The organism is Bartonella sp. ML69XJBT (assembly GCF_028618515.1).
Lineage (GTDB): Bacteria > Pseudomonadota > Alphaproteobacteria > Rhizobiales > Rhizobiaceae > Bartonella.
In genome coordinates this window covers 1-21675 of the sequence record NZ_JAQITB010000005.1, presented here as the reverse complement: position 1 = coordinate 21675, position 21675 = coordinate 1, and the positions used below count along the sequence as shown (strand labels likewise).

Annotated in this window: 20 protein-coding genes; 11 read left to right on the top strand and 9 right to left on the bottom strand. The window is 38.4% G+C overall.

Annotation, left to right across the window (positions count from 1 at the left end):
• Positions 1 to 987: 987 nt before the first annotated feature.
• Together dnaJ and dnaK are read right to left on the bottom strand one after the other, a co-directional pair.
• Positions 988 to 2133 (bottom strand): molecular chaperone DnaJ, encoded by a 1146-nt coding sequence (dnaJ, locus tag PVV68_RS02740; protein ID WP_273720304.1) that lies wholly within the window; start codon positions 2131 to 2133, stop codon positions 988 to 990.
• Between the two features lie 156 nt (positions 2134 to 2289).
• The gene (dnaK, locus tag PVV68_RS02735; RefSeq protein WP_273720267.1) at positions 2290 to 4182 is read right to left on the bottom strand and encodes a molecular chaperone DnaK; all 1893 of its coding nucleotides are present in this window, start codon (positions 4180 to 4182) and stop codon (positions 2290 to 2292) included.
• An 863-nt stretch (positions 4183 to 5045) separates the two neighbouring features.
• Here dnaK and PVV68_RS02730 point away from each other — a divergent pair.
• Positions 5046 to 5600: a copper chaperone PCu(A)C gene (locus tag PVV68_RS02730; RefSeq protein ID WP_273720305.1), complete on the top strand. Its 555-nt coding sequence runs from the start codon at positions 5046 to 5048 to the stop codon at positions 5598 to 5600.
• A 109-nt stretch (positions 5601 to 5709) separates the two neighbouring features.
• Here PVV68_RS02730 and lysM read toward each other — a convergent pair whose 3' ends face one another.
• On the bottom strand, positions 5710 to 6165 hold the full coding sequence (gene lysM, locus PVV68_RS02725; RefSeq protein ID WP_273782645.1) for a peptidoglycan-binding protein LysM: 456 nt from the start codon (positions 6163 to 6165) through the stop codon (positions 5710 to 5712).
• Positions 6166 to 6541: 376 nt separating this feature from the next.
• On the opposite strand from lysM, the gene PVV68_RS02720 reads away from it, so the two are divergent.
• The 6 genes from PVV68_RS02720 to thpR all read left to right on the top strand — a co-directional run bounded on the left by PVV68_RS02720 (position 6542) and on the right by thpR (position 11917).
• Entirely contained in the window at positions 6542 to 7264 is a 723-nt protein-coding gene (locus tag PVV68_RS02720; protein ID WP_208441257.1) for a response regulator transcription factor, read from the top strand.
• A gap of 39 nt (positions 7265 to 7303) precedes the next feature.
• Positions 7304 to 9088 (top strand): sensor histidine kinase, encoded by a 1785-nt coding sequence (locus tag PVV68_RS02715; RefSeq protein ID WP_273720271.1) that lies wholly within the window; start codon positions 7304 to 7306, stop codon positions 9086 to 9088.
• Positions 9089 to 9110: 22 nt separating this feature from the next.
• On the top strand, positions 9111 to 9575 hold the full coding sequence (locus PVV68_RS02710; RefSeq protein ID WP_273720272.1) for an HPr kinase/phosphatase C-terminal domain-containing protein: 465 nt from the start codon (positions 9111 to 9113) through the stop codon (positions 9573 to 9575).
• A gap of 133 nt (positions 9576 to 9708) precedes the next feature.
• Positions 9709 to 10098 (top strand): PTS sugar transporter subunit IIA, encoded by a 390-nt coding sequence (locus PVV68_RS02705; RefSeq protein WP_273720274.1) that lies wholly within the window; start codon positions 9709 to 9711, stop codon positions 10096 to 10098.
• Positions 10099 to 10123: 25 nt separating this feature from the next.
• A complete protein-coding gene (locus tag PVV68_RS02700; RefSeq protein ID WP_273720275.1) occupies positions 10124 to 10420 on the top strand; it encodes an HPr family phosphocarrier protein in 297 nt (98 codons plus the stop codon).
• Between the two features lie 957 nt (positions 10421 to 11377).
• Complete coding sequence (thpR, locus tag PVV68_RS02695; RefSeq protein ID WP_273720277.1) at positions 11378 to 11917, top strand: RNA 2',3'-cyclic phosphodiesterase; 540 nt, start codon at positions 11378 to 11380, stop codon at positions 11915 to 11917.
• 111 nt (positions 11918 to 12028) lie between these two features.
• Here the strand turns inward: thpR and grpE are convergent, their stop codons facing one another.
• Together grpE and hrcA are read right to left on the bottom strand one after the other, a co-directional pair.
• Positions 12029 to 12691 (bottom strand): nucleotide exchange factor GrpE, encoded by a 663-nt coding sequence (gene grpE, locus PVV68_RS02690; RefSeq protein ID WP_273720279.1) that lies wholly within the window; start codon positions 12689 to 12691, stop codon positions 12029 to 12031.
• Positions 12692 to 12815: 124 nt separating this feature from the next.
• Positions 12816 to 13886, bottom strand: a complete 1071-nt coding sequence (hrcA, locus tag PVV68_RS02685; protein ID WP_273720307.1) for a heat-inducible transcriptional repressor HrcA — start codon at positions 13884 to 13886, stop codon at positions 12816 to 12818.
• Between the two features lie 314 nt (positions 13887 to 14200).
• On the opposite strand from hrcA, the gene rdgB reads away from it, so the two are divergent.
• Complete coding sequence (gene rdgB, locus PVV68_RS02680; RefSeq protein WP_273720280.1) at positions 14201 to 14851, top strand: RdgB/HAM1 family non-canonical purine NTP pyrophosphatase; 651 nt, start codon at positions 14201 to 14203, stop codon at positions 14849 to 14851.
• The gene (gene hemW / locus PVV68_RS02675) at positions 14848 to 16050 is read left to right on the top strand and encodes a radical SAM family heme chaperone HemW (protein WP_273720282.1); all 1203 of its coding nucleotides are present in this window, start codon (positions 14848 to 14850) and stop codon (positions 16048 to 16050) included. The genes rdgB and hemW overlap by 4 nt, the downstream gene beginning before the upstream one ends.
• 102 nt (positions 16051 to 16152) lie before the next feature.
• Here hemW and dapE read toward each other — a convergent pair whose 3' ends face one another.
• From dapE to PVV68_RS02660, 3 genes are all read right to left on the bottom strand, one after another.
• Positions 16153 to 17325, bottom strand: coding sequence for a succinyl-diaminopimelate desuccinylase (gene dapE, locus PVV68_RS02670; protein WP_273720284.1), 1173 nt, complete (start codon positions 17323 to 17325; stop codon positions 16153 to 16155).
• 214 nt (positions 17326 to 17539) lie between these two features.
• Positions 17540 to 18286, bottom strand: a complete 747-nt coding sequence (locus tag PVV68_RS02665; RefSeq protein ID WP_273720285.1) for a M48 family metallopeptidase — start codon at positions 18284 to 18286, stop codon at positions 17540 to 17542.
• Positions 18287 to 18320: 34 nt separating this feature from the next.
• Entirely contained in the window at positions 18321 to 19103 is a 783-nt protein-coding gene (locus PVV68_RS02660; RefSeq protein ID WP_273720287.1) for a carboxylesterase, read from the bottom strand.
• A 193-nt stretch (positions 19104 to 19296) separates the two neighbouring features.
• On the opposite strand from PVV68_RS02660, the gene infC (PVV68_RS02655) reads away from it, so the two are divergent.
• A complete protein-coding gene (gene infC, locus PVV68_RS02655; RefSeq protein WP_273720309.1) occupies positions 19297 to 19815 on the top strand; it encodes a translation initiation factor IF-3 in 519 nt (172 codons plus the stop codon).
• A gap of 247 nt (positions 19816 to 20062) precedes the next feature.
• Here the strand turns inward: infC (PVV68_RS02655) and PVV68_RS02650 are convergent, their stop codons facing one another.
• Positions 20063 to 20860, bottom strand: a complete 798-nt coding sequence (locus tag PVV68_RS02650; protein ID WP_273720289.1) for a carboxylesterase — start codon at positions 20858 to 20860, stop codon at positions 20063 to 20065.
• Positions 20861 to 21053: 193 nt separating this feature from the next.
• On the opposite strand from PVV68_RS02650, the gene infC (PVV68_RS02645) reads away from it, so the two are divergent.
• The gene (gene infC, locus PVV68_RS02645) at positions 21054 to 21572 is read left to right on the top strand and encodes a translation initiation factor IF-3 (RefSeq protein ID WP_273720309.1); all 519 of its coding nucleotides are present in this window, start codon (positions 21054 to 21056) and stop codon (positions 21570 to 21572) included.
• Positions 21573 to 21675: the final 103 nt, after the last annotated feature.

The window sequence follows — 21675 nt, the reverse complement described above, 5'->3', positions numbered from 1 at the left end:
ATATACAACCATTGATTTTATAAGATGAAAATAAAAATCACGATATCATGAATCACCATATCACCAATATAGAAAATGCCTCAGTCGCACATATGTCCACCTTCAAATAAGTTAAAATTTTAACCTCAAAATTTGTCTTCTTTTCCATAATTGAATATCAGAAAATATGAACTGAACCGTCTCCCTCTCTCATACTACAGATAACTATAATACATTGATTTATAATAATAATTCATAATTATTCTTTTAAATGAGAGCTCTGAATAGGGAAATATTTTCTTTATTTCCACCTCCTTTTTATGATGAATGAATAAAATCGTTAGCTTACAGATGACAACTGATCTCCTCCGTGTCCGAAAAGACAAAGATCCCTACCACTGCCGGTTTGTAAACAACCCGAACCCTCTCGGTGGATTCCTACTGCTGACTATTGCTATAGTTCAATGCATAGACTCTACGAACAAGTCTAGCTCTGAATACTCACACGTTCTCTAAAAAGACTTCATGCGCAAAGTTTCCCATACCTTATATCACTATCATAAACAACAGTATTTTACGGCAGAACTAGATAATATCAGTAATTGAATAAAACCGTTTTAAAAGAACTAAAAATGTTTTTTATGAACCCTTGAAAAAATAGTCGCGATAATAGAAGCGGATAAATGAATGATAGGACTGGCTTGACAACAGCACATCAAAAAAACTGTAGCTCTGTCATGCTTTGTCCTTTTTAATAGAATATACGACCCCCCTCTGATAAAAAACCGTAAAATCATTCAATTGTTTCTTCTCTTCGTGATACTCCATAATTTAAGACATCTACAGATAGCCATAAAACTATAGCCTAAAACATCCCCCTCTTTTCTCTTTAAATAACTTCATGACAGAAAAAAGAGCAATCTTTTCAAAGATTATGATGCAATAGAAAATGCATGACAACAATCTTGCAAGCATACTTTTCCCATCATGAATTTTGCTGCATATTTATTAATTTTGTTTCGAGATATTTTCAAAAAATTCTTTCATACGTGAAAAAAAACCGTGTGATTGCGGTGAATTCTCATGATTTGAAAGCTTTTCAAATTTTTGCAATAATTCGCGTTGTTCTTGAGTTAGCTTCTGCGGTGTTTCAATAGTGATATGAATATAAAGATCACCCCTTTCTTGCTGACGGCGCAACATGGGCATACCTTTTCCTTTAAGGCGGAATTGTCGTCCATTTTGAGTACCTTCTGGAACCTTCACACGTGCTTTGACACCATCAAGGTCAGAAACCTCAAATTCACCTCCTAAAGCAGCTGTCACCATCGAAATTGGAACACGACAATGAATATCTGCCCCTTCTCGCTGAAAAAACTCATGCGGTTTAACAGAAAGAAAAATATAAAGATCACCGCTGGGACCACCACGAATACCAGCATCTCCTTCTCCAGAAAGACGAATACGCGTACCATCTTCAATACCAGCTGGAATATTCACGCTCAATGAACGCTGTTTTTCCACTCGTCTCGTTCCCTGACATTTTGGACATGGATCTGTTATGGTTTCACCACGCCCATGACATGCAGGACATGGCCGTTCAATCGAAAAGAAACCTTGTGCAGCACGTACACGACCAGCTCCATGACAGGTTCCACAAACTTGTGGCTTAGAGCCCTTTTTCGCACCCGATCCCTCACAAGTATCACAAGTAACGGAACTTGGAATATGAATTTGCACAGTTTTTCCCGAAAATGCCTCTTCCAAGGTCACTTCCATATTATAACTCAAGTCCGCACCACGCTCGCGTCCATCACCACGCTTACGCTGCATTCCCCCCATAATTTCGCCAAAAAAGTCTTCGAAAATGTCAGCAAATCCGCCACCAGCAGCAAAACCACTAAAGGGATTTGCTCCTTCGCGTCCACCATTTTCAAAAGCTGCATGACCAAAGCGATCATAAGCAGCACGCTTTTGAGGGTCTTTGAGGACTTCATAAGCTTCGCCAATTTCCTTGAATTTCCGCTCTGCCTCTTTGTCTCCTGCGTTGCGATCAGGATGATATTGCATTGCCAACTTACGAAAAGCAGATTTCAACTTTTTATCATCACATTCGCGAGTCACGCCAAGAATTTCATAATAATCAACCTTCATCATGTATTCCTGATAATTTTTTCATCCATCTTTATGGATAAGATTTGCTTTCAATTTATATTTTTAGCAAAAAAGTTGCAACTTATCTCAAATAACAAAGCCCAGCCTTATATTTCAAAGGCCGGGTTTCTTTATTGATCAACACATTTGCTGGCACTATTTCTTTTTATCATTAACTTCTTCAAAATCAGCATCAACAACATCATCATCCTTTGTATCTGTTTCAGTGTTAGCGGCTGCTGCTTGTGAAGCTTCATACATTGCCTGTCCAAGTTTCATACTGACTTCTGCTAATTTCTGCATTTTTGTTGTCACTTCTTCAGTATCGGTGCCATCAAGTGCAGACTTTAAATCAGATATTGCTGTTTCAATTTGTTCTTTATCTTCTGAAGAGACCTTATCACCGTACTCTTTCAGCGACTTCTCCGTTGAATGGATAAGAGCTTCCGCCTGATTTCTTGCTTCCACACCTTCACGGCGCTTCTTATCCTCAGCGGCATGCTCTTCTGCATCCTTTACCATTTTTTCAATGTCAGTATCACTTAAACCACCTGATGCTTGAATACGAATTTGATGCTCTTTACCCGTTCCTTTATCTTTCGCCGAAACATTGACAATACCATTCGCATCAATATCAAAAGTAACCTCGATCTGAGGCATACCACGCGGTGCTGGTGGAATACCAACAAGATCAAACTGAGCCAACAACTTGTTATCATTAGCCATTTCGCGTTCACCTTGGAACACACGAATAGTCACAGCACTCTGATTATCATCAGCAGTTGAAAAAACTTGCGATTTCTTTGTTGGAATAGTGGTATTGCGTTCAATGAGACGTGTAAAGACTCCACCCAACGTTTCAATACCCAAAGATAAAGGTGTTACATCCAGCAGCAATACATCCTTTACATCGCCTTGTAATACACCACCTTGAATGGCTGCACCCATTGCAACAACTTCATCAGGATTAACGCCTTTGTGTGGATCTTTGCCAAAGAAGCTTTGCACAACTTCTTGAATCTTGGGCATACGTGTCATACCACCCACTAAAACAACTTCGTCAATCTCACCAGCTTTTAGCCCGGCATCTTTCAATGCAGCTTTACAAGGCTCGATAGTGCGCTGAACCAAATCATCAACGAGAGATTCAAATTTTGCCCGAGTCAATTTCATTGTTAAATGCTTGGGACCAGATTGATCGGCTGTAATAAACGGCAAATTGATTTCGGTTTGTTGTGAAGAAGAAAGTTCAATTTTTGCTTTTTCTGCCGCTTCTTTTAAACGTTGCAATGCTAGCTTATCATTTTTCAGATCAATCCCTTGTTCTTTCTTGAATTCATCAGCAAAATAACCGACTAAGCGCATGTCAAAATCTTCACCGCCTAAAAAAGTATCGCCATTGGTCGACTTAACTTCAAAAACGCCATCCCCAATTTCAAGCACAGAAATATCAAATGTACCACCACCAAGATCGTAAACAGCAATGGTTTTTCCGTCTTTTTTATCTAAACCATAGGCTAAAGCAGCAGCTGTAGGCTCATTGATAATCCGTAAAACCTCTAATCCAGCAATCTTCCCTGCATCTTTGGTAGCTTGGCGTTGAGCATCATTGAAATAAGCAGGAACAGTTATAACCGCTTGCTCAACTTTCTCACCAAGATAAGATTCTGCCGTTTCTTTCATCTTTTGCAAAATCATTGCTGAAATTTGGGAAGGAGAATATTTCTTACCTGCTTCTTCAACCCACGCATCACCATTATCACCTTTAACAATTTTATAAGGCACAAGCGCTTTATCTTTTTCAACCATGGGGTCATCAAAACGGCGACCAATCAAGCGTTTAACCGCAAAAACTGTTCCTTCAGGGTTTGTTACCGCTTGCCGTTTAGCGGGTTGTCCAACAAGCCGTTCTCCCCCATCCGTAAAAGCAACAACCGAAGGCGTTGTGCGTGCTCCTTCTGAATTTTCAATAACCTTTGCGTTTTTACCATCCATGACAGCAACACAAGAGTTTGTTGTCCCCAAATCAATACCAATTACTTTTGCCATATTATAATCTCCATTTCAGCAAGCTACCTCAATCTTCATTAAGCATTTTCTAAGACAGCTCCTCATAACACTCAAAGCCTGTACTTCACTTCAAGTTATACAAACAATAAATTGTAAGTCGCAACAAGCCTTTCTGCCTCGTATATAAGAACAGGCTCTTATCGCTACAAGAGAGTCATGAGAGAAACATTCTTAAAATAAAATTTTTCTTCTAAAACTAGCTATTCTACTTACCCGCAAACACTCTCTATACTGATAATGCGAATATTATAGCAACCCTTTTTGACAATGTTCATTAACATATTAACCTATAAAAATTGGAAAAATAACAAATAATCATTGCATATTTTTTTGATCCCTCTCAATGAAATGATCTTTTGGTCAGAATATTTTGCCACATCACTTAAAAACTCAATGATTATACCACAAATAGCACAATCCTTTTTAAGGCACACCTCTATAATGATGATCATATCTTGATACAATCAATAAATACGATGTTCTTTCCATCACTAAAGCTGTAGCGTTAAACCGCATCTTTCTAAATAATCTCTTTGTAAAAATATCTCTATCAATCTTTTCTTAATCGTTCCATTTCTAAGCGCCTTATTGTTCATTGCTCTTGAAAAGCTCCACTGTAAATATGATCGACTTCATTTTCTCTTTAATCTGTATATTAAATCGAGCCATAGAATTCAAAAATACCCTTTTGCTTTTAAGTATACTGTTAAAACTCTAGAGATCTATGCAACCTATCCTTGTTCCTATAACTCTGGCAATTCTTTCTTTTATTTTAAATAAAAACTCTGCTAAATAATAAAAAGGAGCATTCAAAAGTGAATCAAACAAAGGAGGGTGAATTAATGATAAAACTTATCATCGAGAAAACAAAGAGGCTCGTATCTCAATATACAACTTACAGACAACATCCATTCAAAAAAGTTGTTACAAATATCGTATGGTTTTTTCTTTTTGCTTGTATAGCCTATCCCGCAACCGCTCAACAATATAAAATTGGAGATATAGAAATCCTTCATCCTTGGACGCGAGAAACCGCTAGAGGCATAAAAGTTGGTAGCGGTTATCTCTACATCATTAATCACGGCAATACCCCAGATCGTTTGGTGTCTGTTTCAACAAAAGGAGTACAGACAACGGAAATCCACTCCATGGCAGTTGTGAACGATATTATGAAAATGGAAAAAATGCACTATGGCATTGAAATTCCAGGCAATGGCGAAATCACCCTTAAGCCTGGTGGTGATCATATTATGTTCATGGGGCTTTCTCAACCATTCAAACGAGGTGACAAAATCAGCGCAAAATTGACGTTTGAGAAAGCAGGAACAATTGATGTTGATTTCTCTGTAAACGCTATGGGAGGAAAATCACCTGCCAAATCAGTCCCTCATCATTAAATTTTTCATCATTATTTAAACCAAATAAGGAGCACGGAAAAACCATGCTCCTTATTTGGTTTAGTGCCATAAAACATACTGTAAAAATAGAAATTTATTTTCTCTTTCATCAGTTAAGATTAATTTCAGGAATGCGCAAAACCTGTCCAGGATAAATTTTATCGGGAGATTTTAGCATCGGCTTATTCGCTTCAAAAATAAAGGTGTTTTTATTCCCTTGTCCTTTTCCATAAACTTCTTCAGCAATTTTCCAAAGTGTATCACCAGATTTAACCTCATAAAAGCGAGAAACTTTCACAGACTTACTGTCTGTAATCTTTAATTGATCAATATCAACAGAAGAAATCCCTTGCGAATTACCGACAACCAAAACTGCTTTTTCAAGTGTTTCTCTATCTGGAACCTCACCACTCAAAATAGCTTTACCGTTTTCAACCTTAATCTTTACTTTTTCTGTATCAAGTTGAAAATTATTAAATGCTGCCTTAAAATCCTTTTCTTCTGGCTCATGATCCCCAATACCAAGCTTCTCTCCAACTGTTTTTATAAAATTAAAAAATCCCATTTATGCTCTCCTTTCGTGCAGTGGAAGAAAAATTTTTGCATATATGTTACTACACTCTTTTCTTTGCTCTTAAAAACAGATAGGCGGTTTTTCTAAACTTCAACAATCACAAACAAATCTGTTTAATTCTGGGACAAAAAATAATGCACCTTGATAAAAAACATATTTTTTTTAGATTTTCTCTCAAACGAAGGGATCTTTACGCACGCAACAGCATTATAAAATTACAAAGATAAAACAAGCTTTTACCGTAAGAATGAAAAGAAGTTTACTTTGCTACAATTTGTACCACATTTGTTTTGCAAAAAAAATGTGAACTCCCATATAAATAATGTGGATAGTTTGCTACCACAGCAATAGAAAGGTCTAAGAAGCCATGAAAGATACACCAACAATCACGCAAACGATCGTACTTGTTGATGATGATCGCAATATTTTGACATCTTTATCTTTTGCGCTTGAGACAGAAGGCTATCGGGTTGAAAGCTATACAGATGGAGCATCTGCACTCAAAGGTCTAACACTCCATCCTCCACATTTAGCTATTTTTGATATTAAAATGCCCCGAATGGATGGGATGGAACTTTTGCGTCGATTGCGTCAAAAATCTGATATTCCTGTTATTTTTCTTACCTCTAAGGATGACGAAATTGATGAATTATTTGGTCTTAAAATGGGAGCGGATGATTTTATTACCAAACCTTTCTCTCAACGCCTTCTTATTGAGCGCGTAAAAGCTATTTTGCGTCGTTCCAATGCCCGCAACCAACCACTTACAACAGGAACTTCTCCGACCTCTTCTCTCAAGCGTGGGGATTTGGTGATGGATCAAGAGCGCCACACCTGTACATGGAAAGATAAACCTGTTATCTTAACCGTTACAGAATTTTTGATTCTACAAACCTTAGCGCAAAGACCTGGAGTCGTAAAAAGTCGTGATGCTTTGATGGATGCTGCTTATAGTGATCAAGTCTATGTAGATGACCGCACCATTGATAGTCACATTAAACGTCTGCGTAAAAAGTTTAAACAAGTGGATGATGATTTTGCAATGATTGAAACACTTTATGGTGTAGGCTATCGTTTTCACGAGGTATAAAACTATTTTGTCGCAAAAGTTTGAACGGCGATCAAATCGATGACAAAAGATACTCAACTGGAAACTCTGCAAAAAACAACACCAAATGGCATTCTATCGACGCCATTTTCTATGTTTACTTGTTTGCACCTTAGGGTGAGACATCTTCTTAGACAATTGCTTTTTTCCAGTCTTACACGCCGTATTGTCATCTTAAATATTGCTGCCCTTGCCGTTCTTGTTACAGGAATTTTGTATCTTAATCAATTTCGCGATGGTTTAATTGAAGCGAAAATTAAAAGTTTGTGCATCCAAGGAAAAATTATCGCTGGAGCCATTGCCGCCTCTGCAACAGTAGATCCCAATTCTATTCTTATTGATCCTCAAAAACTTTTAGAATTACAGACCGGAGAAAGTATTACACCTGCACCTCAATCAACCGATTCCTGGGACTTTCCCATTAATCCTGAACAAGTCGCCCCTCTTTTACGACGCCTCATCACACCAAAAACAACAAGAGCACGGATCTATGATCGTGATGCGACTTTACTTCTTGACTCGCGCGTTCTTTATTCTAGTGGTGAAGTTTTTAGCTATAATTTACCCCCACTAAAAACTGAACAAAACATGTGGGAACGCTTCATTTCATGGTTTTCAAACACATTTTACGGCAGTACTATCACTCTTGATAGAGAGCAGGCAAGAAACAGTGGCATTGCTTACCCTGAAGTGTACCGAGCATTAAACGGGTCTCTTGCTACTGCTAAACGACGTAACAGACAAGGTCAACTCATTGTTTCTGTCGCTGTTCCTGTGCAACGCTATCGTGCAGTGGTGGGAGCGCTTCTTCTTTCAACAACCGGTTCAGATATTGACAACATTGTAAAAGGCGAAAGACTGGTTATTTTTAAAGTCTTTGCTGTGGTAGGCAGTGTGCTTTTGGTCCTTTCTCTTTTTTTAGCCCATACGATTGCACATCCCTTAAGCAAATTATCTGCTTCTGCCAATCGTGTGCGCAATGGTAATAATAAGCGTGTAGAAATTCCTGACTTTTCAATGCGTGAAGATGAAATTGGTCACCTTTCAACCTCTATTCGTGATATGACCAATGCTCTTTACATGCGTATTGAAGCCATTGAACGCTTTGCTGCTGACGTGAGTCACGAATTAAAAAATCCTCTCACTTCACTACGCAGTGCTGTTGAAACACTCCCTCTGGCTAAAAATGAAGAAGCTCAGGAACAATTATTTGAAATTATTCAACATGATGTACGTCGTCTTGATCGTTTGATTACTGATATTTCTGATGCCTCTAGGCTCGATGCAGAACTTGCTCGTGAAACCGCACAGATCGTTGATATGACGCCACTTTTGGAAAGTCTTGTTCATGCTGTTCAAGAAGTATACCGTAATAGGCAAACCATTGATATAAGTCTTAATATTATCCCACGTCCTCATGGAAAAGCCTATCTTGTGTTGGGACATGAACTGCGTTTGGGACAAGTCATTTCTAATCTTATTGAAAATGCGCGTTCCTTTATTCCCCATGATAGCGGTAAAATTTCTATAACTATGAAAAGTCATGCTTCAACTCTTATTTTAACCATTGAAGATAATGGCCCCGGTATTCGTTCAGAAAATATTGAACGCATCTTTGAACGCTTCTATACTGACCGCCCCAATGAAGATAGTTTTGGTCAAAATTCAGGACTTGGCCTTTCTATTAGTCGACAAATCATCGAGGCGCATAATGGAACAATTACAGCCGAAAATATTGTTGACCCCAAACTTGGAAATAGTAAAACTGGTGCACGTTTTATTATTATACTTCCCCTTGCTAAATAAATTTTTATCCAAAGAAAAAGGCATGACAACAAAAAGTGAAATACTCCACGCAAATTGCCTTCAACTAGGAGGAAAGGGACTTTTAATTATAGGTCCATCGGGATCAGGAAAATCAACTCTTACCCTTTCTCTGCTCGACCGTGCTGAATGGTCAAAACGCAAAGCAAAACTTATCAGTGATGATTATACTATGCTGCGTGTGGAAAATGGAAAACTTCACGGATACACTCCAGAAGGCTTGCAGGGCGGTATTGAGATTCGCGGTGTTGGTCTCTATATGGTAGAGTTTGAAAACCAAACAACGATTGATTGCGTTATTCTTCTTGGCCCTGAATATGAACGCTTTTCCACAAATCAAACTTTTCAATTTGCAGATTTACACATTCCCCTTTTAAAACTCCCGAGTCTTCATGAAGCTGATTGTACAGCCATTTGTCAAGCTATTGAGGCATTCTTTTTTAGGAAAGTGTGGCGCAAATCTGTCTAATTTTTTTCTAAATATAAAAAAATCACATTTTTTGCCTTTTTTTTGCAAATTTTTCTTGGCAGCAGAATAAAGCTTTGTAAAATATGTTTCTCATCCATATAGTTGGATCTTTAGTTAACAGGAGTTTGTGTAAATGATTGGACTCGTGCTTGTAACGCACGGTGAGCTGGCTGTCGAATTTCTACATGCTGTAGAACATGTTGTTGGAACACAAGAAAAATTCGCAACAATATGTGTCTATCCCGATGATGATATTGATCAGCGCCGAGGCGATATTATAGCCGCTGTTTCCTCTACAGATACAAACCATGGCGTAATCATATTAACAGACGTGTTCGGTGGAACGCCAGCAAATATGGCTATTCCTGCTATTGAAAAAGGACGTGTTGAAATGATTGCGGGTGTTAATCTACCTATGCTCATTAAACTCATTTCTATTCGCCAATGCCCTGATATTTCATTATCAGAAGCTTTAAGAATAGCACAAGAAGCAGGACGTAAATATATTAATGTACCAGTATAATTTTATAGCGGATAATTAAACTCTAATGCTTTCCAAAGACCCTCTCCCCTCTAAACTCAGTCGTCATTTCAATATCTGTAATAAACGTGGGTTACATGCACGTGCTTCTGCAAAGTTCGTTCAAACTGTTGACAATTTTAATGCTAGCGTTGAAGTTGAAAAAGATGGCAAAATCGTTGGCGGTTCATCGATTATGGGGCTTATGATGCTCGCTGCTTCCTCTGGTTGTAACCTTACCATTCGCGTTTGGGGACCAGAAGCAACTGATGCTCTCGATGCGCTTGAAAGACTCATTAATAATAAATTTGGAGAAGAGAATTAGAAATTTATTATCCCCAAAATATGTATGATCACTCCTCTTCTCGTCATTTATTATTTTGATTGGTTTACCTATTTTTCTCTTAAAAGGACCGGTAACTTGCATCATCGATTGGCATTATGATTATCGGAGGTGTGAATGTTTGCTAACAATTATGTTGTGCACAATATATTGTGTTTGCTTTCGTTTCAAACTCTATTCGATCAATTTAAATGTTTGTTGTTTATAGCTATTCTCATACCTAACATGCATGATGAAATATCTACAGAAAGAGAAATATTCACCCTTTACTGGATATGCTAAACTTTAAAGCTACATTAACAATATAAAAATGATCGTCACAGTTGAAATTTACTAACTTTCCTTATCTGGCTCGATTTGTGGTGTTTTAAAATGATACCACATTGATTATAATAATAACTTCGCAGTTTTTATATGGAATGAGAAACCCGAATATCATAAGATTCCCTCATCTGAAATCCTTTCATATTAATCAATTAAAATCATTTCCTTGACAGCACAAGTAGATCGGCGTGTAGATAAAAACTCTTATAAAAAAGGAATAAAATGACTCTTATGAATGCTCTCAGGTGCCAAGAGCTATTATAATATTGGGGGCTGGAAAATACAATGATAGTGCTTGATTCGCTCTTTCATAAGCGTAAAGATGGTGGTGCATAATGGATATAACGCTATACCATTCACGAACACCGTCGTGAAATGAAAACATAAAGAATCCTTCTACTGCATATTTTGGCCGTAAGACATCCGTAAATAGAGTTTTTATTATTATAATCATTCTCTTAAATGAAGTAAGTTTTATGAATTCAACTTATCATTATAGAAAATATCTTTTAGACATTCTTTTTCCGCACAATTGTCTTATCCTTAATGGTGCACTCCACCTTTATTACCCGCTATCGCTTTTGCGGTAGCGCCTTTTTACTATAAAGAGATCCCATGTCCCGTCTATTTAGTGCCATTCAAATTCCTCAGCAAACAACACAAGCACTCATATCGCTGCAAAATGGTTTACCGAACGCGCAGTGGATTAATCCACAAAACTTTCATGCCACATTATCTTTTTTTGGTGAAGTTGAAAACGCTGTAGCAGCTGAACTTATGCGCGCCTTTGACACAATAAAACTCCCTCCTTTTGTGTTACAAATAAAGGGTTTTGATGTTTTTGGTTCAGAAAATGCTCCACATTCTCTTGTTGTTCGCATTGAGCCTTGTGAAACTCTCAACCTCTTACACGAAAAGATGCAAACTATTCGCAACAACTTAATCTTAACAACTGATGAAAAACAATTTATTCCGCATATTACCGTTGCGCGACTGTTTGATATTAAACCTGAAGATCTTCCTTCTTATCTGTCTTCTCGAGGTAATTTTTCATTTCATCCTTTTGAGGTTGATCATTTTGTTTTATTGTTATCGTCATCTCCCACAAGCGATGCCCCATATATTGTAAAAGGAAGTTGGGCACTTCAAGAGTAAAAGGGTGTTTTTACCACCCTTTAGAACCTCCTTTGACACAATACTTCACGGAAGTGTGACGGTTATATACAATACTTTATTTTACGCCAAAGGCATTATTACCGATATATTTTAAGCTGAATCAGTTTCAACAGAAGGCTCTTTCATCCCTCCTTTGGCGACACCAACTATAGCCGGACGCAGGACACGGTCACCGATAATATAACCTGCTTGAACAACTTGTTGAACGGTATTATCTGGTACATCGGAATTAGGGATTTCAAACATCGCTTGATGAAAGTGAGGATCAAACTTCTGTCCTTCTGGATGAATTTTCTGCACTCCATGGCGTTCTAACGCTGCTATCATTGCACGTTCAGTCATTTCTACACCCTCAGCTAATGTTTTCAAACCAGCATCATTCTCCTTTGCTCCTTCTGGAATAGCCTCCAAAGCACGATTGAGGTTATCAGAAACAGATAACATGTCACGTGCAAAATTAGCAATTGAATAGGCTCTTGCATCCGCCACATCACGCGCAGTACGACGCCGAAGATTTTCCATATCTGCAGCAAGACGTAAAAGCTGATCTTTCAGTTCTTTATTTTCGTCCTGTAAGGCAATCAGAGGATCGACAACTTCATCTTTTTCCTCTTCAACCTCTGCACGAGCCTCTGCTTCACGCGTTTTTAAAAATTCATCCGCTGCTTTTTTAAGCGCATCGCGATCAGCCGGATTTTTCAAATCGCAATTTTCAAATGAAGCGTCAGTAAACTTGTTTTTTTCGTCAGACATAAAAATTCCATTCCTTCATAAGATTTGTTATTCTCGATATCGAAATTTTGCAGACAAAAATCAAGGGGTATTTACGTATCTTAATACAATGAACGTCTATAGTATAAATATTCACTTGGTTATTTTAACGCAACAGTTGCGATACAAGTTGTGCTGTATAATCAACCATAGGTACAATTCTTGCATAATTCAGCCGTGTGGGTCCAATCACTCCTAAAGCGCCAATCACCCTTTGTTTTGAATCACGATAAGGTGCGACGACTAAAGAAGAACCAGAAAGCGAAAACAACTTATTTTCCGAACCAATAAAGATACGAACTCCCGAACCTTCATCGGTTAAATCGAGAAGCTGTGCCATACTTTCACGTGTTTCAAGATCATCAAATAAATGCCGTAACCGCTCTAAATCTTCTTCTGCTTTCACATCTTCAAGCAAATTACTGCGCCCACGAACAATAAGGTGTATTTTATGATCAGCATCTTCTCCTCCCAGGAGTGCTAATCCCGTTTCAACAAGATGATGGGATAAATGATCAAGCGCAGCCCGTGTTTCTGCACATAAACGTGCTATTTCTTCTTTTGCTTCACTCAATGTGCGCCCATGAATATGGGCATTAAGAAAATTTGTTGCTTCTGTCAATTGCGCATGGGTAACCCCTTCTGGTAAATGAACAATACGATTTTCTACCTCTCCTTGTTGTGTTACTAAAACAGCAAGAGCGTGCTCCCCATCAAGGCGCACAAATTCAATATGCTTTAATGTACCTTCATACTTTGTTGCCAGAACAAGCCCTGCACCACGAGAAAGATCTGAAAGAACGCGACTTGCTTGAACGAGAAAATGTTCAACCGATTGTGCATGACCGGCTTCTTTAACTTGAGCTTCAATGCTTTCACGCTCTTCGTTTGGCAAATCACCCGCTTCCATAAATGCATCAACAAAAAATCGCAATCCCGATTGTGTTGGCATCCGACCTGCAGATACGTGAGGTGCATAAATTAAACCAAGATGTTCAAGATCACTCATCACATTGCGAATCGTTGCTGGTGATAACGTCTGTCGCAAAAGCTTTGAAAGATTTCGTGATCCTACAGGTTCACCATCATTAAGATAAGCTTCCACAATATGGCGAAAGATATCTCGCGAACGCTCATCAAGATATTTTAGTTCATCATCAATAGGTTTGTGTTTCATCACGCTTGTTTCACTACTTTAAAACACTTCTCTCTCTTATATAAGTTTTGCCAAAGTTTGGTCAAATAGACTAAAGCAGTGAAAGCATAGCATATATTTATTATAAAAAATGCCATCATCAAAAAAAGACCGTCTTTATGTCTTTTCAAGACAATCACTGTTAGTACAAAATATGAAAGATTTCATGTGGCTAAATATTCATAAATTTGCAAAAAAGAGAACATTGTATAAAATCTGGCATAATTTGTATATATTAAGCATTCCAATTAATTTTAGCACAAAATAGTCCCCTTTTCACTTCTGGAGAAATGCCTATGAGAAGCATAGCAGCCGAAAAACTCGTTATTGCTACACATAACACCGGTAAATTGCATGAAATTACTACACTGTTTGCGCCTTTCGGATTGACAATACAATCCGCAAAAGAACTTGGATTGCCAGAACCAAAAGAAACAGGAACAACATTTGAAGAAAATGCCTATATAAAAGCCTTTGCAGCAGCAAAAAATACAGGACTTCCAGCCCTTTCAGATGATTCAGGTCTCGAAGTGGACGCATTAAATGGCGCTCCGGGTGTTTATACAGCTGATCTTGCCCTACAACCTGATGGCACACGTGACTTTTCAAAGGCTATGCAAAAAATAGAAGATGAACTACAAAAAAACGGAGCGTATGAAAAAAGCCAACGAAAATGCCGTTTTATATCCGTTATTTGCATTGCATGGCCCGATGCTCATACCGATTATTTTCGTGGATGCGTTGAAGGAACATTTATTTGGCCTCCACGAGGAGATAAAGGTTTTGGTTTTGATCCCATTTTTTTACCAGATGGATATGAAAATACCTTTGGAGAAATGTCAACGGAGCAAAAACATGGCTGGAAACTCCATGATAAAACACCCCCACTCTCACATCGTGCACGTGCTTTCAAACTTTTAGCTGAAAACCTTTTAACACTCTCATGAATGAAGCATTCTTTGGCATTTACATTCACTGGCCCTTTTGCGCTGCAAAATGTCCCTATTGTGACTTTAATTCCCATGTTCGTGTGCATGGTGTTGATCAGCCACGTTTTGTAACCGCCTTTGAACGTGAAATAGAAACACAATATCATAAAATAGGTCCACGTCATATTACCAGCATTTTTATTGGTGGAGGAACGCCCTCTCTTATGACGCCTCAAACTGTTGATGCCTTATTGCAAGCTCTTGCTAGAAAATGGACAATTGATGATAAAGTTGAAATTACACTGGAAGCTAATCCATCAAGTGTGGAAGCAGAACGCTTTCGCGGATATCGCGCAGCAGGCGTTAACCGCTTGTCCTTAGGTGTACAAGCACTCAATGATCACGCACTGAGAAAACTTGGCAGACTCCATGATGTAAAACAAGCCCTTCACGCTATTGCTCTAGCGCGGGAAATCTTTCCACGTTTATCCTTTGATCTCATTTATGCTCGCCCAGAACAAACCCTTGAACAATGGAAATGTGAACTTTTTCAAGCACTGGATTTTGCAGCAGATCATCTTTCTCTTTACCAATTAACTATCGAAGAGGGAACGGCTTTTAAACGACTTCATGACGTAGGAAGGCTTATCCTTCCCCCATCAGAACTCGCAGCAGACCTGTATCATCTTACCCAAGAAATAACTACGCGGCATGGGCTACCAGCCTATGAGATTTCAAATCATGCAACCCCTGGTGCCGAATCAGCTCATAACCTTCTCTATTGGCGTTATCATGAATATGCAGGCTTTGGTCCAGGAGCCCATGGACGCTTTATCGAATCCTCAGTAAATCATTGTCCTACTTCTTCAAAAGCATCTGTCTCTCAAATTGAAAACCGTGAACGTTATGTGACAATCAATGAGAAATATCCCGAACATTGGCTTGAATTGGTAGAAACTACAGGACATGGTTGTATTGAAACAGAACTCTTGACTCTTAAGCAACAAGCAAATGAGATGCTCCTCATGGGGTTGCGTCTTTGCGAAGGTTTGGATCTTTCACGTTATGAAGCCCTAAATACCAAGGGTTTACCAATGAAAAAGCTTATCGATTTGCAACAACAAGGGCTAGTAGAAATGACAGGAAATCAACGCTTAAAAGCGACAGACAAAGGACGAATCCTTCTTGATTATGTTATCAACCAATTGGCAAACTGAAATCCCTATCATTTTTATCTTTCATGACATCAATTATGCTATCATATTCATAGCTTTCAATTTGTTGAAGAAATGTTTTTGAAAAAACAATCGCTTCCTTCATTATGCAAAAAAATCAACAATGAAACGTTCATAAACAGCCGTGAGAGTCTCCAATGCATCGAGAGCTACACATTCATCTACCATATGCATTGTCTGACCTGGTAAGCCAAATTCAACGACTGGGCAATAATCTTTAATAAACCGCGCATCCGAACTTCCCCCAGAAGTTGAACATTCTGGTATATGCCCTGTTATGCTTTTAATAGCATTGGATAATGTATGAATAAGTTTATCATTTTTGGTCAAAAAAACATCACCCAAACTTGGAATCCATTCAAGTTGATAGAAGGGCAATTGATCACTGTTGTTTGTTGATTGTACTGAGGTGAGACGTTTTTCAATTTCCCTCATAAGCATTTCTTTTGTCCAAAGATCGTTGTAACGTATATTAAAGCGAATTGTCGCTTGTGCTGGAATAACATTCACTGCAGAATTCCCTGTATCAATGGATGTTAATTCTAAATTGCTTGGTGGAAAATCTTCTGTGCCTTGATCTAAGGTCGTTTGTGTTAATGCTTGAAGAAGTTGGCTTGCTAAAGGCAAAGGATTGGCTGCCCGCTCCGGAAAAGCAACATGACCTTGGCGACCTTTAACGGTAATAATACCAGAAATTGACCCCCGACGACCAATTTTTATCATATCACCAACCGTTTTTACGCTTGTTGGTTCACCTACAAGAGCGGCAGTCCATTTTTCACCTTTTTGTTCCGCCCATTTGAGAAGTTTAACCGTACCATTCAGTGCTGGTCCCTCTTCGTCACCGGTAATCAAAAGACTTACCATTCCTTTAATGGATCTTTTCTCAAGAACTCGAGCAAGTGCTGCAACAAAACAAGCAATCCCACCCTTCATATCAACAGCACCACGCCCATACAATTTCCCTTGATCTATCACAGCTGCAAAAGGAGGATATGTCCACTGTTCCAATGCCCCTGGCGGTACAACATCCGTATGACCCGCAAACATAAGATGCGGTCCTTCTTTTCCTATCTTGGCATAAAGATTTTCGACATCTTCTGTATTTTTATCTGAAAAAACAGGACGCTCAATATGAAACCCTATCTTTGTGAGAAATTGTTCCAAAGTTGATAAAACACCTGCTTCGTGAGGCGTAACAGAAGGGCAACGAATAAGTGCCTGTAATAGCTGAACGGAATCTCTAAGGACAGGCATAAGCGCTCTTCCAATCTCAATTTAAGAATTATGAAATATTATTAAGCTGAATTATAAAAAAGATAAAGTAAAAACATTGAAGACACTCAGCAAACTAAGCAGGGGAAGACAATATTGCTGAGGCTTCAATGCATTCCTCATCATGTCATGAGGCACATATATAATAAACTGTTCAATAAAAAGTTCCGCCGAATATTGTCTTCTTCAAGTTTTTTCATATTTCTAGCTTATATGAATGAAAATCGATAGCCTGCAACTTATGACCATTTTCCTTCAACCAAGCTCGATGTTTTTTACTTTCGGGACAAAGTTTTTCACAAAGAGCCCAAAATCTTGGGCCGTGATTCATTTCAACAAGATGAGCAACCTCATGCGCAACAACATATTCAACAATTTCTTTTGGTGCCATAATAAGACGCCACGAAAAAGAGAGATTTCCTCTTATTGAACAAGAACCCCAACGACTTTTCGTATCTTTATAACAAATTGATTTTACTTTACGCTCTATTTTATGTGCATAATGTCCCACCAATGGTGTTATAATGCACGCAGCCTGCTTTTTTAAAACATCAGCAACACGTCTTGGTAAATGCTCTAATTGACCATAAACGATAATTTGAGGCTCTTTTTCGCCATCTCCTGTAATGATTTCTGTTATCCCACGCCCTGCTTTATGTCTTATGGTATGCACTACACCCAATATAGGAATCGTTATTCCCTCTTTGAGATAAGAATTTTCGTGAGTAATTTGTACGCGCGTAAGGCGTACCTCAATCCAAGATCGATGCTTTTCAATAAAATCTTGAATCGAACAGAGACTCACCGCTGGTGGCGTTGTTACAACAATTTCCTGACACCTTGCATCAATACGTAATGTAAGTCGGCGCGCATGTTCATGTTCACGTACCCGTATAGGCACAATGCGATCAGAAAAAATAAAAGGCTGCTCATAAACAGTCATATATTATACCCTTGATTATCAGTAAGTTGGATCTCTATCTTATATTGATTTTATCAATCAATGACCTCAACGCTGTCTCAAAGCATTCCAAATCTTTTGGGCGTGAAAATCCGTGATCTGCATCAGGAACAAGTGTCAATGTTACATCCTGTAAAGGTAAATGATTTAGTAAATTCAATGTATGTTGATAGGGTATATCATTATCCTGCATCCCTTGAAGAATATGGATCGGACAGCCAAGATCAATACGCCCTTCCATAACTCGGTTATTTCGCCCATCTTCAATCAACGCTTTTGTAAAGGGCGTCGGGTCATCATTATTATCATCCACAGGTCGTTCAATATAGCCTTTTTCTTCCAAAATTTTCCATTCCTTCGGACCTAACTGTGGTTCTATCAATGTTTGTGTAAAATCAGGAGCTGGAGCAATTAAGATCATACCAGCAAGTCTCTTCTTTTGCTGCGCTAACAACATAGCAAGTCTTAGGGCAATCCATCCCCCCATAGAAGTACCAACCACTATTTGTGGACCTTCACAATAGGTTTCAAAAACCGCTAAACTTTCCTTAACCCAACGTGAAATCGTGCCTTGAAAAAAATCTCCCCCCGATTCTCCATGACCAGAGTAATCAAAACGCAAACAAGATAAATCATGCTTCTGTGCAAAATCATCAACCAATGTCGCGTGACTCACCAACATATCGGATTGATAGCCAGAAAGCCAAACTAAACCTGGAGAACCCCGCCCTTTGCGATGCCGTACCGCAAGAGAGGTACCTTCAAACGAAAAAAACTGGCAAGGAATATTCTGATCCATAATTTCTTTTCTCCATAAAACACTTCATACTCATAAAAGAAAAATTTTTATCCTCTAAATCAAATCTCAAAGTCATAAATCAAATATGAAAAAAGCACGAATCCTAGTTGTTTTTCTGTGTATAATTGTATATTAAATTACGCTGTAGATGAATCAGAATTAAGGAATATAAACCATTCGCAAACCGTTTAAAATAACACCTACCCAAAAAGACGGACCACGTTCAAATCAGGATATTCGCGTTCCGCGTGTTCAACTTATCAACGATGAAGGGCAACATCAAGGCGTTGTTGCAATACAAGAGGCGCTTGCTATGGCTGCAGAAGCAGGGCTTGATCTGGTTGAAATTGTGCCAAATGCAGAACCACCAGTGTGTAAGATCATTGATTTGGGAAAATTGAAATATCAAACCCAAAAAAAAGCTGCAGAGACACGTAAAAAACAAAAGGTCATCGAAATCAAAGAGATTAAGATGCGCCCAAATGTTGACGTTCATGATTATAGTGTAAAACTCAAAGCTATTCATCGTTTTATTGGTAATGGTGATAAAGTGAAGATCACTTTGCGTTTTCGTGGACGTGAAATGGCTCACCAAGATCTTGGATTAAAGCTTCTTCAGCGGGTTAAAGAAGATACAAGTGAAATTGCTAAAATTGAATCTGAGCCAAAACTCGAAGGCCGCCAGATGATGATGGTGATAGCAGCTAAATGATTCTTTGTGAGAATCATATAAAATACAGATTATAAAAGAGTTGAGTGTATGGCGTGTTGTAAAAGCATCAGAGAGTGTTGTTGTGATGCTTTTAAATTAAGTGATAGCTGTACGCAACCTTTCAGGGGGAGTATTTTATAAAGGCTAAATGTCTCTCATCAAAGTGCTTCAATCTTGCATAAATAATGATAGAATAGAGAAGCACTCATGATCAAAAAACAAATTTCTGCTTTTGATAAACATCTTATCATTCGTCTTTTGCGAGAAAATTTTCAGAAATTTTATCAATCAATGACCTCAAAACTGTCTCAAGGCATTCCAAATCTTTTGGGCGAGAAAATCGATGATCTGCATCACGAACAAGTGTCAATGTTACATCCTGTAAAGGTAAATGATTTAGTAAATTCAATGTATGTTGATAGGGTATTTTATCATCCTCCATCCCTTGGAGAATATGGATCGGACAACCAGCATCAATGCATCCTTTCATAACGCAGTTATCTTTTCCATCTTCAATAAATGCTTTTGTAAAGGGCATCGTTTCATCATCTTCATCCCCAGGTCGTTCAACATAGCCTTTTTCTTCCAAAATTTTCCACTCTTCTGTCCCTAATTCTGGTTCTAGCAATGTTTGTGTAAAATCAGGAGCTGGAGCAATTAAGATCATACCAGCAAGTCTCTTCTTTTGCTGCGCTAACAACATAGCAAGTCTTAGGGCAATCCATCCCCCCATGGAAGAACCAACCACTATTTGTGGCCCTTCACAATAGGTTTCAAAAACCGCTAAACTTTCCTTAACCCAACGTGAAATCGTGCCTTGAAAAAAATCTCCCCCCGATTCTCCATGACCAGAATAATCAAAACGCAAACAAGATAAATCATGCTTCTGTGCAAAATCATCAACCAACATCGCTTTGCTTCTTAACATATTAGACTGATAGCCAGAAAGCCAAACTAAACCTGGAGAACCCCGCCCTTTGCGATGCCGTACCGCAAGAGAGGTACCTTCAAACGAAAAAAACTGGCAAGGAATATTCTGATCCATAATTTCTTTTCTCCATAAAACACTTCATACTCATAAAAGAAAAATTTTTATCCTCTAAATCAAATCTCAAAGTCATAAATCAAATATGAAAAAAGCACGAATCCTAGTTGTTTTTCTGTGTATAATTGTATATTAAATTACGCTGTAGATGAATCAGAATTAAGGAATATAAACCATTCGCAAACCGTTTAAAATAACACCTACCCAAAAAGACGGACCACGTTCAAATCAGGATATTCGCGTTCCGCGTGTTCAACTTATCAACGATGAAGGGCAACATCAAGGCGTTGTTGCAATACAAGAGGCGCTTGCTATGGCTGCAGAAGCAGGGCTTGATCTGGTTGAAATTGTGCCAAATGCAGAACCACCAGTGTGTAAGATCATTGATTTGGGAAAATTGAAATATCAAACCCAAAAAAAAGCTGCAGAGACACGTAAAAAACAAAAGGTCATCGAAATCAAAGAGATTAAGATGCGCCCAAATGTTGACGTTCATGATTATAGTGTAAAACTCAAAGCTATTCATCGTTTTATTGGTAATGGTGATAAAGTGAAGATCACTTTGCGTTTTCGTGGACGTGAAATGGCTCACCAAGATCTTGGATTAAAGCTTCTTCAGCGGGTTAAAGAAGATACAAGTGAAATTGCTAAAATTGAATCTGAGCCAAAACTCGAAGGCCGCCAGATGATGATGGTGATAGCAGCTAAATGATTCTTTGTGAGAATCATATAAAATACAGATTATAAAAGAGTTGAGTGTATGGCGTGTTGTAAAAGCATCAGAGAGTGTTGTTGTGATGCTTTTAAATTAAGTG

Bases quoted from the DNA above. Each gene is read 5' to 3' on its own strand.
- dnaJ (WP_273720304.1), bottom strand. From the start codon at position 2,133: ATGAAGGTTGATTATTATGAAATTCTTGGCGTGACTCGCGAATGTGAT.
- dnaK (WP_273720267.1), bottom strand. From the start codon at position 4,182: ATGGCAAAAGTAATTGGTATTGATTTGGGGACAACAAACTCTTGTGTT.
- PVV68_RS02730 (WP_273720305.1), top strand. From the start codon at position 5,046: ATGATAAAACTTATCATCGAGAAAACAAAGAGGCTCGTATCTCAATAT.
- lysM (WP_273782645.1), bottom strand. From the start codon at position 6,165: ATGGGATTTTTTAATTTTATAAAAACAGTTGGAGAGAAGCTTGGTATT.
- PVV68_RS02720 (WP_208441257.1), top strand. From the start codon at position 6,542: ATGAAAGATACACCAACAATCACGCAAACGATCGTACTTGTTGATGAT.
- PVV68_RS02715 (WP_273720271.1), top strand. From the start codon at position 7,304: ATGACAAAAGATACTCAACTGGAAACTCTGCAAAAAACAACACCAAAT.
- PVV68_RS02710 (WP_273720272.1), top strand. From the start codon at position 9,111: ATGACAACAAAAAGTGAAATACTCCACGCAAATTGCCTTCAACTAGGA.
- PVV68_RS02705 (WP_273720274.1), top strand. From the start codon at position 9,709: ATGATTGGACTCGTGCTTGTAACGCACGGTGAGCTGGCTGTCGAATTT.
- PVV68_RS02700 (WP_273720275.1), top strand. From the start codon at position 10,124: ATGCTTTCCAAAGACCCTCTCCCCTCTAAACTCAGTCGTCATTTCAAT.
- thpR (WP_273720277.1), top strand. From the start codon at position 11,378: ATGTCCCGTCTATTTAGTGCCATTCAAATTCCTCAGCAAACAACACAA.
- grpE (WP_273720279.1), bottom strand. From the start codon at position 12,691: ATGTCTGACGAAAAAAACAAGTTTACTGACGCTTCATTTGAAAATTGC.
- hrcA (WP_273720307.1), bottom strand. From the start codon at position 13,886: ATGAAACACAAACCTATTGATGATGAACTAAAATATCTTGATGAGCGT.
- rdgB (WP_273720280.1), top strand. From the start codon at position 14,201: ATGAGAAGCATAGCAGCCGAAAAACTCGTTATTGCTACACATAACACC.
- hemW (WP_273720282.1), top strand. From the start codon at position 14,848: ATGAATGAAGCATTCTTTGGCATTTACATTCACTGGCCCTTTTGCGCT.
- dapE (WP_273720284.1), bottom strand. From the start codon at position 17,325: ATGCCTGTCCTTAGAGATTCCGTTCAGCTATTACAGGCACTTATTCGT.
- PVV68_RS02665 (WP_273720285.1), bottom strand. From the start codon at position 18,286: ATGACTGTTTATGAGCAGCCTTTTATTTTTTCTGATCGCATTGTGCCT.
- PVV68_RS02660 (WP_273720287.1), bottom strand. From the start codon at position 19,103: ATGGATCAGAATATTCCTTGCCAGTTTTTTTCGTTTGAAGGTACCTCT.
- PVV68_RS02650 (WP_273720289.1), bottom strand. From the start codon at position 20,860: ATGGATCAGAATATTCCTTGCCAGTTTTTTTCGTTTGAAGGTACCTCT.